Raw genomic sequence first — 14648 nt, 5'->3', positions numbered from 1 at the left:
AATGCTGATCGGGATTCCGGCGCTGCTTGGTCCGGAGCTTCTGGCGACGTTGCGCGCCATGGGCCATGGTGACGAGATTGCCCTGGTCGACGGGAACTATCCGGCACAGGAGCAGGCAAGGCGCCTCATCAGGACCGATGGCCATGCCCTCATGCCCGTACTCGACGCGATACTGACGCTGCTTCCGGTCGACGATGTCGTGCCGGAGGCGCTGTTTCGCGCCTCGGTGAAAGGCGATCCGTCGCTTGCCGACCCTGTCCATCGTGAAATGGAAGCGATCTGCGCCAAACGCGCGCCGGGCCGTAAGGTGGTTGCGCTGGCCGGCGCCGACTTCTATGCACGGGTCAAATCGGCGCATGCCATCGTCGCGACAAGCGAGCCGCGGCTTTACGCCAACATCATCATCCGCAAGGGCGTGATCTATCCGCCGGAGACCGAGAAGCCATGATCCTCTGCTGCGGTGAAGCCTTGATCGACATGCTGCCGCGCACCACCACGGAGAATGAGCCGGCTTTTGCCCCCTATGTCGGCGGCGCTGTCTTCAACACAGCGATAGCGCTCGGCCGCTTGGGCGCGCCGGCCGGCTTCTTCTCGGGCCTGTCGTCGGACCTGTTCGGCGGTCAATTCAGGGACGCGTTGGGGGCGAGCAAGGTCAGTTCCACCTACGCACACACCTCGCCCCGACCGACGACCCTGGCGTTCGTGCGGCTGAACAATGGCCAGGCGACCTACACCTTCTATGACGAGAACACGGCCGGGCGCATGCTGACCATCGAAGACCTGCCGCAACTCGGCAGCGAGATCGAGGCGATGCTGTTCGGCGCCATCAGCCTGATCTCGGAGCCGGCTGGGTCGGCCTATGAGGAATTCATGCAGCGCGAGCATGGGGCCCGCGTGATGATGCTCGATCCCAACATCCGGCCGAACTTCATTCCCGACAAGGCCAAACACCTCAGGCGCATCCGGGAGATGATGGCGATGGCCGACATCGTCAAACTGTCGGACGAAGACCTCGACTGGTTCGGCGAAGCCGGCTCGCACGAGGATGTCGTGCGCAATTGGCTCGACCGCGGCCCGAAGCTGATCGTCGTCACGCATGGCAGCGAGGGTGCCGTTGGCTACAGCAAACAGCATCGTGTCACCGTCATGCCAGACACAGTGAAGGTGGTGGACACCGTCGGCGCCGGAGACACGTTCAACGCCGGCATCCTTGCCTCCCTGCATGAGCAAGGCCTGTTGACGAAGGCAGCGATTTCCAGCCTGTCCGAAGACGCTATTCGCAAAGCATTGGCGCTCGGCGCCAAGGCGGCGGCAGTGACGGTATCACGAGCCGGCGCCAATCCCCCCTGGCGGCACGAGATCGGCTGATCGGCTCTCCAGCGCGATCACTTTATGTTTCCAGGCGCCGGAAAACCTCGATAAGAATGAGCTGAATTGTACCGCCAACCCCGGATTCCCGGCTTTGTGGGACAATATGCCGGCAAAATGTGGTAACGGGCTGCGACACTTGCACCAAGTCCCCGAATCCGCAGCCGGCTTTTTCAGCCGCGCCAAGTCTGGTACCAGCGGGCCGGTTATTGGCAGGTATTGAGGCCGACATGCAATTTATCGATCTTGGCGCGCAGCGCGAACGAATCCGCGACCGGCTGAAAGCCGCGATCGATCACGTGGTCGAGGATGGCCGCTACATCCTTGGTCCCCAGGTCGCTGAATTCGAGAAGAAGCTCGCCGCCTATGTCGGGGTAAAGCACGTGATTGCCTGCGCCAACGGCACCGACGCACTGCTTTTGCCGCTGTTCGCCGCTGGCATCGGCCCGGGTGACGCGGTGTTCGTGCCGAGCTTCACCTTCGCCGCCACGGCGGAAGTGGTGGCGCTGGCCAAGGCCGAGCCGGTTTTCGTCGATGTCGATCCGACAACCTACAACATCGACATAGCCAGCCTCGAGGCGGCGATCGCGGCCATCAAGAAGGAAGGTCGATTGAAGCCGAAGGCGATCATCCCTGTCGACCTGTTCGGTCTTGCCGCCGACTATGAGGCGCTCATGACTATTGCCAATCGCGAAGACTTATTGGTGATCGAGGACGCAGCCCAGTCCATGGGTGGCTCGCTGGAAGGCAGGATGTGCGGCGCGTTCGGCCATGTCGGCTCGACCAGCTTCTATCCGGCCAAGCCGCTCGGCTGCTATGGCGACGGCGGCGCGATGTTCACCAATGATGACGCTCTGGCCGACGCGCTCAGATCGTTCGCCTTCCACGGCAAGGGCGAGACGCAGTACGACAACATCCGCGTCGGCATCAATTCACGGCTCGATACGCTGCAGGCGGCGATCCTGCTCGAGAAGCTCGCCATCCTCGAGGAAGAGATGGTGGCGCGGCAGGTGGTGGCCCAACGCTACGCTGAAGGTCTCGGCGACATCGTCACCGCAGCCCGCAACCTGGATGGCAGCCGCTCGGCCTGGGCGCAATACGCGATCGAGACGCCGAAACGCGACGGGCTTAAAGCGCATTTGAGCGAAAAGGGCATTCCGTCCGTCATCTACTACGTCAAGCCGCTGCATGAGCAGATCGCCTATCGCGACTACCCGCGCACGCCGACTGGTCTTGCCGTTTCGGAGGACCTGCCGAAACGCATCCTGTGCCTGCCGATGCACCCCTATCTCGGCGAGGCCGACCAGGACCGGATCATCGAAACGATCCGCAATTATATCGGCTCGAACTCGGCGCAGGCCGCGGCCGAATAGGCGTCGGGCACGGGATAGCTGACCAACACCTCCTTGGCATAGGGCGCCGACGGCCGCAGGCGGTTCGCTTCGCCCGTTAGACTAGCTTGAGAAGGCCGCCGCGTGTCTTGTGATCCGGTCCTTCATTTCCGATCGGGTCACGGAACGGCACTGCACTATGCAGATGCCCGCCGCGAAGACCAAAGTGCCCAACACCCATGACAACCAGATCCGATGGTCTACCGAGAGTTCGACGACAGCTATCATCAGGTAGCAGCTGGCTATGAAATGGCTGGGGCCGCTCAAACCGCCGATCATTCTTATGATCGCCGCCAGGAGCACCCCATACACGATGATGCCCAGCGCTCCCAGTTCGTACCACAAATCGAATACGATATTATGTGCGCTTGGGAGATCCGCCTGCGCATAATATGTGGGACTCACGACAACTCCGGCCGCGTTTCTCATCGTATTGGCGCCATGGCCGAGGATCGGCTGCTCCGCGATGTGGGGCGAAATCATCTGCCATAGATCAAGCCGCGCTGCGAAGGTTCCTGGATAAAAAACCAGCCAACTCGTTGTTTTGAGGTAGGCGAACAGCGGCGCGACGACGAAGGGGGCGATCAGGGCAAGAGACAAATAGACGGCGAAAAATCCAACCAAAACGTGTTGGCGGTATTTCGCGGGCATGACAAACATCACCGCCACGAAGACAATCGCCAGATTGACGCCGGTCGATTGGCCGTGGAGCAATGTCAGCACGGCGAAGAGAGCCGCAAGCCCTTTCCAGACCAGCCTCGGCTGGGCGAGAAATATGACGGCAAAAAAAACCCCGTAAACCGTGATCTTGTGGAGGGTGAAAACGTTCTCCACAAAGCGTGGATCTTCGGTCAAAAACGCGAAATACAGTTCCCAGCCCATCACCGATACGACGCCGATCAACATGCCGGCCAATGACACCCGCGCGAGCCGCTCGCGTTGAGCGCTCGCAAGCGCGAGGATGCCCTGAGACAGCATGACAGCGGCGATCGAGTAGCCAAACACGTCCCTCGCCGCCACGAGAGAGCGGCTCACATCGACCGACCACAGGGCGCTCGAAAGGACAAAGCCTGACAAGAGAGCGAGAGCAATTGCGAGGCCTGTCGTGCCTCTGCCAAAACGCGCACGCTTCGTCAAAAGGGCGAGAGCGCCCATGAGTGCCCCCACAAGCGCCAAGACCGTTGGAGACATTTCGACGAAGGCGAAAAGGGCGGGAGAGAGGGCGTAGAGGCCCAGCAACATCCTGAAGACTATTTCATCACGATTGCTGGTCCATGCGGGAAAACCGCCCAAAATGACGGCATGGCATTTCTGAAACAACGACATTCACTTACCGACTCAGGGGACGTCGGTAAAGGATAAGCCATCGACGAGGATTTTTCACCTCAACAATCGATGCGTCCTCGGGTTGCAGCCTTGCCGCTGGCGATGAAATGGGGGTTGGCGAAATCCGCGTCATCGGCCTGGTTGCGCTTGCCATAGGTCAAGGGCTTGCCGTCCAGCGTCCGCGTCGTGCCGCCGGCGGCACGTAGCACCGCGTCACCCGCCGCGGTGTCCCATTCCATGGTGCGACCAAAGCGCGGATAAACATCCGCCTCGGCATTGGCGAGGAGGCAGAATTTCAGTGACGAACCTACCGAGACGATCTCGGCGGCACCAAGCTCGCGAATATAGGCTTCGGTTTCCGGCGTGTTGTGCGAGCGGCTGGCAACCACGGCCAGCGGCGTCGCGGCCGTTCTCACCGAAATCAGCCGGCGGGAAACGATCCGGTAGTCGTCATCGACTTCGAGTGCTTCCGCCCTGCCCGGCCGGCCGGAAAAAAACCGGCCGCTGCAGGGCGCGAAGACCACGCCGACTTCCGGCACGCCATGGCGGACAAGCGCGATGTTGACGGTAAAGTCGGTGCGCCGGTTGACGAATTCCTTGGTGCCATCAAGCGGATCAACGAGGAAGAAGGTCTCGCCAAGTTCGCCCGGCATGATGCCGGCCGCCGCTTCCTCCTCGGCCACGCACGGAATATCCGGGAATGCGGCGCGCAGGCCTGCAAGAATGATCTTCTCGCTCTCGCGGTCCGCCTCGGTCACCGGCGAGGCGTCCGACTTGCGGTCGACCGCGCAGCCAGCGTGGAATACGCGCATCACCTCGCGCCCGGCCGCCAGCGCTAGCCGCTCGAAGATTTCAAGCATCGACGTGTCGTCAGATGCCGCCGCCATTGTCATATTGGTCTTCGGCAATGTCACGCTCGTTCAGCCAGTGTTCCAAGGCATCTACCATCTCTTCAGCCGATCTGCCGAGCGTCTTCAGATGGATCTCCGGTTTCTCCGGTGCTTCGTACGGCGAATCGACACCGGTGAAATTCTTGATCTCGCCATTCAGCGCGCGGGCATAGAGGCCCTTCGGATCGCGCCTTGCGCATTCCTCGAAAGGCGTATCGACAAACACCTCGATGAACTCGCCATCGGCCATCAATTCCCTGGCCATCCGCCGCTCGGCACTGAACGGGGAAATGAAGGAGACAATGACGATCAGCCCGGCGTCGGCCATCAGCTTGGCCACTTCGGCGACGCGGCGAATGTTCTCGACGCGATCGGCATCGGTGAATCCGAGATCCCGGTTGAGACCGTGGCGGACATTGTCGCCATCGAGAATGTAGGTATGACGCCCGGTGGCGAAAAGCTTCTTCTCGAACAGGTTGGCGATGGTCGACTTGCCGGAGCCCGAAAGCCCCGTGAACCAGAACACGGCGGGCCGCTGGTTCTTCATGTCGGCACGCACGCGCTTGCCGACGTCGAGCGATTGCCAATGGATGTTTTCGGCGCGGCGCAGCGAGTGTACGATCATGCCTGCGCCAACCGTGGCGTTACTGATGCGATCGATCAGAATAAAGGCGCCAGTGGTCCGGTTCTCGCCAAACGGATCGAAGGCGATCGGCGCCCGGGTCGAAATGTTACAGATACCGACCTCGTTCATTTCAAGCGACTTGGCCGCCTCATGGGCAAAGTCGTTGACATTGATGCGGTACTTCAGGTCGGTGACGGTGGCGCTGGTCTGATCGGTCTCGGTGCGCAGGATATAGGAACGGCCCGGCAGCAGCGCATGCTCGTCGAACCAGACGATGTTGGCGGCGAACTGGTCGGCGACCTGCGGCCGTGCGGACGGGGAAACCAGCATGTTGCCCCTGGAAACCTCGACCTCGTCGTCGAGAACGAGCGTTATGGCCTGGCCGGCCACCGCCTGTTCGAGATCGCCGCCATGGGCGACGATGCGTTTGACATGCGAGGACTTGCCCGATTTGGCGACCACGACCTCGTCGCCTTGCGCAATAATACCGGACGCAATGGTGCCGGCAAAACCGCGAAAATCGAGATTGGGGCGATTAACGTACTGAACCGGAAAGCGGAATGGCAGCTCGGCCGTGGCTTCCTCGACGGCGACGGTTTCGAGATGCTCGATCAATGTCGGGCCGGAATACCAATGCGTGTTTTCGGAGCGGCCGCTGACATTGTCGCCGTAGCGGGCTGACATCGGAATCGGCGCGATGGTCTGGAAGCCGAGGTCGCGTGAGAACTGCCGGTAGTCCTCGACGATCCTGTTGAAGACCGCCTGGTCAAAACCGACGAGATCGATCTTGTTGACCGCCAGCACGATGTGGCGGATGCCGAGCAGCGAGGCGATGATCGAATGGCGCCGCGTCTGGCGCAACACCCCCTGCCGGGCATCGATCAGCACGATCGCCAGGTCGGCCGTCGAAGCACCTGTCGCCATGTTGCGGGTATATTGCTCGTGGCCGGGCGTGTCGGCGACGATGAACTTGCGCTTGGGCGTGGCAAAGAAGCGGTAGGCGACGTCGATGGTGATGCCTTGCTCGCGCTCCGCCTCGAGGCCGTCGACCAACAGCGCGAAGTCGACGTCGTCGCCCGTCGTGCCGTGCTTGCGCGAATCGCGTTCGAGCGCGGCGAGCTGGTCCTCGAAAATCTGCTTGGTGTCGGAGAGCAGGCGTCCGATCAACGTCGACTTGCCATCATCCACCGAACCGCAGGTCAGGAAGCGCAGCAGCGACTTCTTCTCCTGCGCGGCCAGATAATCGCGAACGCCGTCGGTTGGAGCCAGGCTCTTTGCCATGATGTGGCGCATGGTCAGAAATACCCCTCGCGCTTCTTCTTTTCCATCGAACCGGCTTCATCGCGGTCGATCAACCGACCCTGCCGTTCGGAGGTGCGTGCCGTCAGCATCTCGCCAACGATGGCTTCGAGTGTGTCGGCGTCGGATTCGATGGCGCCGGTCAGCGGATAGCAGCCGAGCGTACGGAATCGCACCAACCTGTCCTGCACGACCTCGCCGGGCAGTAGCTTCATGCGATCATCGTCCTTGAGAATCAGCATGCCATCGCGTTCGACAACCGGGCGCCGCTTGGCGAAATAGAGCGGCACGATCGGGATGTTTTCCTGCAGAATGTACTGCCAGATGTCGAGCTCGGTCCAGTTCGACAACGGGAAGACTCGTATCGATTCACCCTGCGCGATACGTGTGTTGAAGATCTTCCACATTTCAGGCCGCTGGTTCTTCGGATCCCACACATGCTGGGCATTGCGGAAAGAGAAGATGCGCTCCTTGGCGCGCGACTTTTCCTCGTCGCGACGGGCGCCACCAAAGGCAGCGTCGAAGCCGTATTTGTCGAGCGCCTGGCGCAGCGCCACGGTCTTCATCACATGGGTGTGGGTGTTCGAGCCGTGATCGAACGGATTGATGTTGTCGCGTACCCCGTCTTCGTTGACATGAACCAGAAGGTCGAAACCCAGCTTCTGCGCCATCTGATCGCGAAATGCGATCATCTCGCGAAATTTCCAGGTGGTGTCGACGTGAAGAAACGGGAATGGCGGCTTGGCCGGATAGAACGCCTTCATCGCCAGATGCATCAGCACCGACGAATCCTTGCCGACGGAATAGAGCATGACCGGCTTGGTGAAGGCTGCCGCGACCTCGCGGAATATGTGGATGGACTCGGCTTCAAGCCGCTGCAGATGCGTAAGAGCTGGTATCATGGTCCGTGGGCGTTCTCTCATGCCTTGCAACAGAAGATCCTGCGTCAAATCTCGAGCCTTTTGCGCCCGGTTCAAAGCTTCGCTTCTGGACAAGTGTTTCGTGCGGGCGTTCTAGCAGATCGTCGCGGCCCAGAACAATGCAAGACGAGCCGGTCAGCCATTCGTTCGGGAATGAATTTTCCACGCTTGCGCCAACACCCGGAAATTTCTGCTCGGAAAGCCTCCAGCCGGGAAAGGGCTGGAAAAATATTGCCCGAGAGAGCGCCTGGGATGCTGCAGGGTCAACCGGTGCCGACCGCGCGTTTAAGCGGCAATCGATCAGGGCGCACTATCGAAACAGCGGCCCAGCCGCTATACGCTTTGTGAGAGCGGGCAAGTGCATGATGAAGCATGGGCGGTTTCGAGGCGAGCGCATTCGGTTTGACTAAATGTGCCGCATAAAGTTTCTCGAGAATAGCGGGTCCGAAAATTGAACCGGCTTTCATTCATAAGGCAGCAAATCACGCCTTCGCGGATCAATGTCTATTTCTCCATTCTCTGCTTCTTTTGTCCACCGATCCTCGGATCGGCGGTCAGCTTCGTGTTCAATGGCGGCGGACTATGGTCCGTCCTGTTGATCGCCTTGAAGAGAAGGCACTTCAATGTCGACCGCGCGATGATGGCGCTGACGATCGCGATCTACGCCTATTGCGCGAGCAATGTCCTGGCGTCCATCGTCAACCACGCGATCGTCAAGGACGCACGGCATCTTGTCCCGCTGATCACCTTTCTGTTTTTTCCCATCTCTTATTCGACCTGGAGCACTACGCAAAAAACAACGCTCGTCCGCATCATTGTGTTGGCCAGCATGGCGGCTTGTTTCGGAGCGTTGCTGCTGGCGGTCTATCAGCAATATCGACTTGGTATGCGCGCCGAGGGGGGGGCGGGGAATGCGATCGTTTTTGCTGAGGTCCTCTGCCTTGCCGTGGTGATCTGCGTGGCCGCTGCCCTATCCGGTATAGAGAAATACAGGATCGCCCTCGCCTGCGCCGCACTCGGCGGAACGATCGCCGTTATCTACTCCGGTACGCGCATCGTCTGGCTGGCATTGCTGATTGCCGGCGTCGCCGTTCTGTTGATCAACCAGCAGAAGCTAAGAGGGAGAGATGCCGTTCGCGTGCTTTTGCTGCTGGCCGCGATTGCGGTCGCGATCGCGTTTTTCGGGTTCCAGACGATAGCGGGGCGTGTCGCATTTCTGCACTCCGACTGGGATGCGCTGGCGGCCCATGGTGACCACACGACTGCTTTGGGACTACGTGTCGCGCTTTGGGATATTGGCCTGAAGGCGTTTCATGAGATGCCATTGTTTGGACATGGGGTGGGTGCCACCAGGCTCTTGATCAAGCAGGGCTTTCAGGATCAGTTCGGGATGGATGCAGGTTTCAGTCACTTCCACAACGGCTTCCTGACCGCCTTGGTGCAAGCGGGAATCCTGGGTGCGGTGACGCTGGCGGCGATCTTTGTGGCTGCCGCCAGAAATGCAGCCCTGGTCCTTCGCGACAGCAACGATCCGATCGAACGGTTCGGCGCCACCATGATCGTCGCGGTCGTGATCACCTATTTGTCTGCCGGCATGACAGGCATCCTGATCGGCCATGACATTCTGGACTCGGTCTTTTTGGTCTTCCTGGTGTCGGGAACATATCTTGCTTGTGGGCGCCAGGCCGCGTTGGTGGAAAGGCAGGCCCTTCCGCCAGTGGTGGGAGCCCAGGCGATGTCACTACCGAAAAGCCAAGCCGCTCCACTGGTGACGGAAGCCACTCCATCAGACCTGGCACCTCCGCCGGCCGCCCGATAGCCGGTCCGGGCAAGACAATGAAAATCCTGGTTACGGGCGCGACGGGTTTCATTGGCCGCCAGGTGGTCCATCTGCTTCGTGAGGCCGGTGTCGAACTTCGCCTTGCCTCCCGCCAGCCGGAGAGACTTGATACGGGGCCTGACACGATGCGGATGCCGGGGTACGATGCACATGCCGAGGCTTTCCTGGCGCTGACCAGGGATGTTACGGATGTCGTCCATTGCGCGGGTCTGAACAATGATCAGGGCAATGCCGCCGAAGCCGATTTTCGGGCAGCCAATGCGCAATTGAGCGCACGTCTGGCGCATGCCGCCGCCACGCAGGCAAGCGGACGGTTCATCCATCTTTCCTCGATCCGGGCCGTGATCGGCGCGCGTGCCAGCGCAACGATCGACGAAAACACGATCCCCGACCCACAAGACGCCTACGGGCGCTCGAAACGCGAAGCAGAAATTGCCGTGTTGGGCGCCTATGCCTCGCATGGCCGTGCCGACGCGGCCATATTGCGGCTGCCGCCAGTCTACGGGATCGGCATGAAAGGAAACCTGGCGACGCTGATGCGGCTCGCCGATACGGCTCTGCCGATGCCGACAGGCGCATTGACGGCGAACCGTTCGCTGCTGTCATCGCAATCCGCCGCACGGGCGGTGTGGCATCTGCTTTGCCATTCCCAGCCACTTCGTCCGATCTATCTCGCCAGCGACGAGCCGCCGGTGTCCGTCGCTGCCGTCATCGGTGCCTTTCGCCGTGGCTTGGGGAGGCCAACGCGCCTGATGACCGTGCCGGCTGGCCCAATGCGGACGGTCGCCACACTGCTTGGCAAGCGGATGTTCTGGGACAGCCTAACGGCGACGCAAATATGCGACCCTTCGCTGCTTGCCTCGGAAGGCTGGGCGCCGGAAACCAGCACGCTGGAGCGGCTGACCGAGATAGCGCGGCTCCGAGACCCCCGACGCCCTGTTTGATCCCTGCCAAAGACAGTTTCCGCTTCTGGAGCGGGGCTGCTCAGCCGCGATAAAGTGTTCCAAACAGGATCCGAAGGTCGAGCCAGAACGACGCGGTCCTGAGATAGGTGGCATCGGTTTCGGCCAGAAGTTGCGGGTTCGACATGTCAATGCCCCGGATCTGGGCCAAGCCTGTCATCCCGGGCAAAGCCTTCAAAACGCCCAGCTGCCTGCGGCATTCGATCAATTCCGTCTGGCTCGGCAGGCAAGGACGCGGCCCGACCAGGCTCATTTCGCCACGCAGGACATTCCACAGCTGCGGCAACTCGTCGAGCTTGAATTTCCGCAAGCCCCTTCCAACCGATGTCACGGCGCTCACCGGGGTCTCATGCGAGGGCAAGGATGGCGTTCCCTGGTACATCGTCCGCAACTTGTGGCAGCGAAAAAGCACACCTTCGCGGCCAATCCGCGTTTGTGAAAAAATCACCGGACCGGGCGAGGATACCCGGACGGCAACAATGGCCAGCAATAGAATGGGAGAGGTTGCCACCAGCAGCACAGCCGCACCGGCGAGATCGAAGATCTTCTTGGCTGTCTTCATGTGGCCGATAGGACTCCCTGCCAGGCTCTACGCGATAACCGCGAGCGAGGCCCGTCAATCCGGCCGGCGTAGCATGAGGTCGCCTTCCCAACCAAGCGCGCCGCGCGGTTCGCCATTTTCAGATACGACCCAGGACAAAGGCGAGATAGAGCCCAAGGGTGCCGGCAAAAGTCTGTCGATAGACGCCGCTTTTGCGCAGGGCGCCCAGGCGTTGGAAAAGGGAACCTCGCCGACCGTTCGCGAACAGGTCGAGGCACGCCACCGCATCCTTCGTAAGGAGATCGCGATTGACGGCAAGGCCGGCAAGATTGAGATCGGTCCAGTCCGCGAACTGACCCTTGAAGAGGCGGCCCAGCCGCGAGATCCGCGCCTGCCACGATGCATTGGCGCCGACCAGATTTGCCGCATGCTGGCGGTAGCGTACCAATGGCCGCGGATCGTAGCGGACGACCCCGCCGGCACCGGTGACGATCAAATAGGCCCACCAATCGTGGCTGACGAAACCGGTGCGCGCGGAGGCCTTGGCCAACAGATCGCGCGCCGCGCGGTTGAGCAGCATGGTATTGCCGCCGGCGATACTCTGCACCAGCGCATTGCGGAACGACGGCGGACGGCTAAACAGCGGCGAATGGCCGACCAGGCGTCCAGTTTCGGTCATGGTCGCGGTTCGCGAGCAGCACATCAGCGGGATCCCCGCATCAAATGCCTGCATCCAGCCAAGGGCGCTTTCAAGCCTGTCGGGCTCCCAGACATCGTCCTGATCGCAGAAGGCGTAACAATCCGCGTCGATGCCCGAGTCCAGGATCATCGACCGGAAATTGGCGGCAAAGCCTTGCCGCGGCCCTTCCAGCAAAGTTATCCGACCTTTTGTCCAGCGGGGCTTCCAGGCTTCTATGACGGCAACCGTGCCATCGGCGGAGCCGTCGTCGGATATCCAAAGGTCGATCAGGAGATGGGACTGCGCGAGCAGCGACTGGATCTGCTCGTCGACAAAGGCGGCGCCATCCTTCGTGCCCATCAGGACCGCAATGCGCAGATCTGTCTTACCCACTGATGTCAAACGCCTTGCCGCGCGAGGAAAACCGCTGTGCACTTTTCCTGGAATTGCTCATCTTTGCCTTCACGCAATTCCGGACGGAAAACCGCTGTGCACTTTTCCTGGAATTGCTCATCTTTGCCTTCACGCAATTCCGGACGGAAAACCGCTGTGCACTTTTCCTGGAATTGCTCAACTTTGCCTTCACGCAATTCCGGACGGAAAACCGCTGCGCACTTTTCCTGGAATTGCTCAACTTTGCCTTCACGCAATTCCGGACGGAAAACCGCTGCGCACTTTTCCTGGAATTGCTCAACTTTGCCTTCACGCAATTCCGGACGGAAAACCGCTGCGCACTTTTCCTGGAATTGCTTTAGCTCGCCTGCCCGGCCGTTTTCGGGACCGCGCCCTGCCGCGCGTTCGCCCTTGTCTTCGTCGCGCGGTCGAGATCGGCCAGGATGGTGAGCGAGGCTGCCTTGTCTTCTGCCTTCATGGATTGCTGCAGCGCCGCAAGTGCTGCCTGGACATCCGCCCACTGCGCGACATCGGTGCTCAGCCCGAATATCTTGGCAATGCTGAGTTCCACCAGTTCCTCGTCTTCGCCGTGCAGGGTCTCGTGGAGCTTTTCGCCCGGGCGGATGCCTGTGAAGCGGATTGGAATGTCCGTATAGGGGATTTTTCCCGCCATGCGGATCATCGTTTCGGCCACTTCGACGATCGGCACGGGCTTGCCCATGTCGAGCATGTAGACGGCGTAGTCCTGGCCGGCCGGCCGCGAGGCGGCATCGGCCGCCGACATGATGACGAGATCGACGGCTTCGGCGACAGTCATGAAATAGCGCGTCATGCGCCGGTCGGTTATGGTCACCGGCCCGCCGGCCTCGATCTGCGCCTGGAATATGGTCGCCACCGAGCCATTGCTGCCGAAGACGTTGCCGAAGCGCACCGCGATGAACTTGGTGGCGGCGCGGCGGCGGCCCGGTTCCCCGGCCGGCGTGCCGTGCAAGGCGCTGACGATCTGTTCGGCGGCCCGCTTGGTCATGCCGAGCACGGAGGTCGGATCGACGGCCTTGTCGCTCGAGACCATTACGAATTGCGCCACCCCGCATTTGGCGGCGACCTCGGCGCAGACAAGCGTGCCGAAGACATTGGTCTGGATGGCCGATTCCCAGTTCTCCTCCAGCAGCGGAACGTGCTTCAGCGCCGCGGCATGGTATATTATGTCGGGCTTGAACTCGGTGACGACGCGCGTCATCTGGCGCCGGTCCGCGACATCGACGATGCGGACCTTGAGGCGCTCATGGTGCTTCTCGTCGACATACTGGCTCAACTGGAAGATGCCGAATTCGGAATTGTCGGCGACCAGCACGGCCTCGGCTCCAAGCTCCAGCGACCGTTTGACCAGCGTTCGCCCGATGGAGCCGGCGCCTCCCGTGACAAGGACGCGCTTGCCACCGACGAAGGCGCCGATGCGCTCGATGTCGGACGGCACAGTCGGGCGGCGCAGGATGGTTTCCATCTCGACGGCATCGAGAACGAGCTTTCCTTCCTGGCCCAGCTGCGAAAGGCCAGCGAACTGCACGACCGCAATGTCGCCGTGACGCGCGACGCGGACCAGCTCCGAATATTCCTCGATCTCATGCTCGGCGCCGCTGCCGAAGATCAGGAGATCGAGGCTCTTGGTGCCGGTCGCATAGTCTTCCAGGACATCGGTCAGACGCGGCCGGGTCGCCACCACCGGAACTCCTTGAATGCGCGTGCCCAGCGGTGCGCCATGCTCGGTAGCCATGATGCCGGCGATGGTATGGTCGGCGGGTTGCGCCGTGCGCGTGAACCGAATGATCAGGTCGGCCTCGCCGAGCCGGCCGACGAACAGGGCCTGCTTGGTGCGCGCCGTGTCGGCCTTTCCGCTGAGAACACCCCAGCTCGCCCCGTCACGCAGGAAGCGGTAGAACAGCCGGGGCGCCGAGATGATGGTGAAGGAGACGAGCAGGAAGACGATGAACTGGCGCTCGTTGAGCCCCGCGACAGGCTGAAAGGACCGTACGACCAGCGAAACGGCGTAGAGCACGAACGTCAGGATCGCGCAGCTCTTCAGAATGTTGAAGAAATCAGGCGTCGAGGCGAAGCGCCAGACCGTGGTGTAGAGGCCGCAATATCTGAACAGCAGATGGCTGATGACCACGATGCCGGCCCAGGTGACAAGGCCCTGCCTGGAGAACGCCCCGAACGAAAGATCCGACCGCGACAGGACGAGGCTGAGCGCAACGGCGACCAGGACCATGACCACGTCCTGGACCATGATGAAGGCGCGCCGAATCTGTGGCCTGAGCCCGAACACAGCTTCCTGGGAAGTATTCATTAGGCAGTACTTAACTCCAGGCTGTCGAAGATGGCAAAGGCAAAGTACGAACACGAGATCACTCGTG

The 14648-nt window shown here is 61.1% G+C and carries 13 protein-coding genes; 5 read left to right on the top strand and 8 right to left on the bottom strand.

Annotation, left to right across the window (positions count from 1 at the left end; all coding sequences use genetic code 11):
• The first annotated feature begins 1 nt into the window (after nt 1).
• The 3 genes from ACVWWD_RS16410 to ACVWWD_RS16400 all read left to right on the top strand — a co-directional run bounded on the left by ACVWWD_RS16410 (nt 2) and on the right by ACVWWD_RS16400 (nt 2741).
• Nucleotides 2–448, top strand: a complete 447-nt coding sequence (locus ACVWWD_RS16410; RefSeq protein ID WP_023784605.1) for an RbsD/FucU family protein — start codon at nt 2–4, stop codon at nt 446–448.
• The gene (locus tag ACVWWD_RS16405; RefSeq protein WP_023771507.1) at nt 445–1368 is read left to right on the top strand and encodes a carbohydrate kinase family protein; all 924 of its coding nucleotides are present in this window, start codon (nt 445–447) and stop codon (nt 1366–1368) included. Before ACVWWD_RS16410 ends, ACVWWD_RS16405 begins: the two co-directional genes overlap by 4 nt.
• 230 nt (nt 1369–1598) lie before the next feature.
• Nucleotides 1599–2741 (top strand): DegT/DnrJ/EryC1/StrS family aminotransferase, encoded by a 1143-nt coding sequence (locus tag ACVWWD_RS16400; RefSeq protein WP_023784603.1) that lies wholly within the window; start codon nt 1599–1601, stop codon nt 2739–2741.
• Between the two features lie 81 nt (nt 2742–2822).
• Here ACVWWD_RS16400 and ACVWWD_RS16395 read toward each other — a convergent pair whose 3' ends face one another.
• Genes ACVWWD_RS16395 through cysD form a run of 4 tightly spaced genes read right to left on the bottom strand, consistent with a single transcriptional unit; the run spans nt 2823 to nt 7801 of the window.
• On the bottom strand, nt 2823–4085 hold the full coding sequence (locus ACVWWD_RS16395; RefSeq protein WP_352551474.1) for an O-antigen ligase family protein: 1263 nt from the start codon (nt 4083–4085) through the stop codon (nt 2823–2825).
• A 59-nt stretch (nt 4086–4144) separates the two neighbouring features.
• Nucleotides 4145–4945, bottom strand: coding sequence for a 3'(2'),5'-bisphosphate nucleotidase CysQ (cysQ, locus tag ACVWWD_RS16390; RefSeq protein ID WP_457103634.1), 801 nt, complete (start codon nt 4943–4945; stop codon nt 4145–4147).
• A gap of 10 nt (nt 4946–4955) precedes the next feature.
• Complete coding sequence (cysN, locus tag ACVWWD_RS16385; protein WP_023771503.1) at nt 4956–6893, bottom strand: sulfate adenylyltransferase subunit CysN; 1938 nt, start codon at nt 6891–6893, stop codon at nt 4956–4958.
• 2 nt (nt 6894–6895) lie between these two features.
• Nucleotides 6896–7801, bottom strand: a complete 906-nt coding sequence (gene cysD / locus ACVWWD_RS16380) for a sulfate adenylyltransferase subunit CysD (protein WP_023771502.1) — start codon at nt 7799–7801, stop codon at nt 6896–6898.
• A 469-nt stretch (nt 7802–8270) separates the two neighbouring features.
• On the opposite strand from cysD, the gene ACVWWD_RS16375 reads away from it, so the two are divergent.
• Nucleotides 8271–9638 (top strand): O-antigen ligase family protein, encoded by a 1368-nt coding sequence (locus tag ACVWWD_RS16375; protein ID WP_352551476.1) that lies wholly within the window; start codon nt 8271–8273, stop codon nt 9636–9638.
• A gap of 17 nt (nt 9639–9655) precedes the next feature.
• Nucleotides 9656–10603 carry an NAD-dependent epimerase/dehydratase family protein gene (locus tag ACVWWD_RS16370; protein ID WP_352551477.1) on the top strand — a complete coding sequence of 316 codons (948 nt, stop codon included), beginning with the start codon at nt 9656–9658 and terminating at the stop codon, nt 10601–10603.
• Between the two features lie 40 nt (nt 10604–10643).
• Here the strand turns inward: ACVWWD_RS16370 and ACVWWD_RS16365 are convergent, their stop codons facing one another.
• The 4 genes from ACVWWD_RS16365 to ACVWWD_RS16350 all read right to left on the bottom strand — a co-directional run bounded on the left by ACVWWD_RS16365 (nt 10644) and on the right by ACVWWD_RS16350 (nt 14581).
• Nucleotides 10644–11183, bottom strand: a complete 540-nt coding sequence (locus ACVWWD_RS16365) for a sugar transferase (RefSeq protein ID WP_352551479.1) — start codon at nt 11181–11183, stop codon at nt 10644–10646.
• Nucleotides 11184–11301: 118 nt separating this feature from the next.
• Complete coding sequence (locus tag ACVWWD_RS16360) at nt 11302–12234, bottom strand: glycosyltransferase family 2 protein (RefSeq protein ID WP_352551481.1); 933 nt, start codon at nt 12232–12234, stop codon at nt 11302–11304.
• A gap of 5 nt (nt 12235–12239) precedes the next feature.
• Nucleotides 12240–12551, bottom strand: a complete 312-nt coding sequence (locus ACVWWD_RS16355; RefSeq protein ID WP_352732089.1) for a hypothetical protein — start codon at nt 12549–12551, stop codon at nt 12240–12242.
• 41 nt (nt 12552–12592) lie between these two features.
• Nucleotides 12593–14581, bottom strand: coding sequence for a UDP-N-acetylglucosamine 4,6-dehydratase (locus tag ACVWWD_RS16350; protein ID WP_457103197.1), 1989 nt, complete (start codon nt 14579–14581; stop codon nt 12593–12595).
• Nucleotides 14582–14648 lie beyond the last annotated feature (67 nt).

The organism is Mesorhizobium sp. URHB0026 (assembly GCF_054059755.1).
Note: the sequence above shows the minus strand (reverse complement) of the source record. Positions and strands in the feature narration are given on the sequence as shown.

Bases quoted from the DNA above. Each gene is read 5' to 3' on its own strand.
- ACVWWD_RS16395 (WP_352551474.1), bottom strand. From the start codon at position 4,085: ATGTCGTTGTTTCAGAAATGCCATGCCGTCATTTTGGGCGGTTTTCCC.
- ACVWWD_RS16370 (WP_352551477.1), top strand. From the start codon at position 9,656: ATGAAAATCCTGGTTACGGGCGCGACGGGTTTCATTGGCCGCCAGGTG.
- cysD (WP_023771502.1), bottom strand. From the start codon at position 7,801: ATGATACCAGCTCTTACGCATCTGCAGCGGCTTGAAGCCGAGTCCATC.
- ACVWWD_RS16400 (WP_023784603.1), top strand. From the start codon at position 1,599: ATGCAATTTATCGATCTTGGCGCGCAGCGCGAACGAATCCGCGACCGG.
- cysQ (WP_457103634.1), bottom strand. From the start codon at position 4,945: ATGCTTGAAATCTTCGAGCGGCTAGCGCTGGCGGCCGGGCGCGAGGTG.
- ACVWWD_RS16350 (WP_457103197.1), bottom strand. From the start codon at position 14,581: ATGAATACTTCCCAGGAAGCTGTGTTCGGGCTCAGGCCACAGATTCGG.
- cysN (WP_023771503.1), bottom strand. From the start codon at position 6,893: ATGCGCCACATCATGGCAAAGAGCCTGGCTCCAACCGACGGCGTTCGC.
- ACVWWD_RS16365 (WP_352551479.1), bottom strand. From the start codon at position 11,183: ATGAAGACAGCCAAGAAGATCTTCGATCTCGCCGGTGCGGCTGTGCTG.
- ACVWWD_RS16405 (WP_023771507.1), top strand. From the start codon at position 445: ATGATCCTCTGCTGCGGTGAAGCCTTGATCGACATGCTGCCGCGCACC.
- ACVWWD_RS16410 (WP_023784605.1), top strand. From the start codon at position 2: ATGCTGATCGGGATTCCGGCGCTGCTTGGTCCGGAGCTTCTGGCGACG.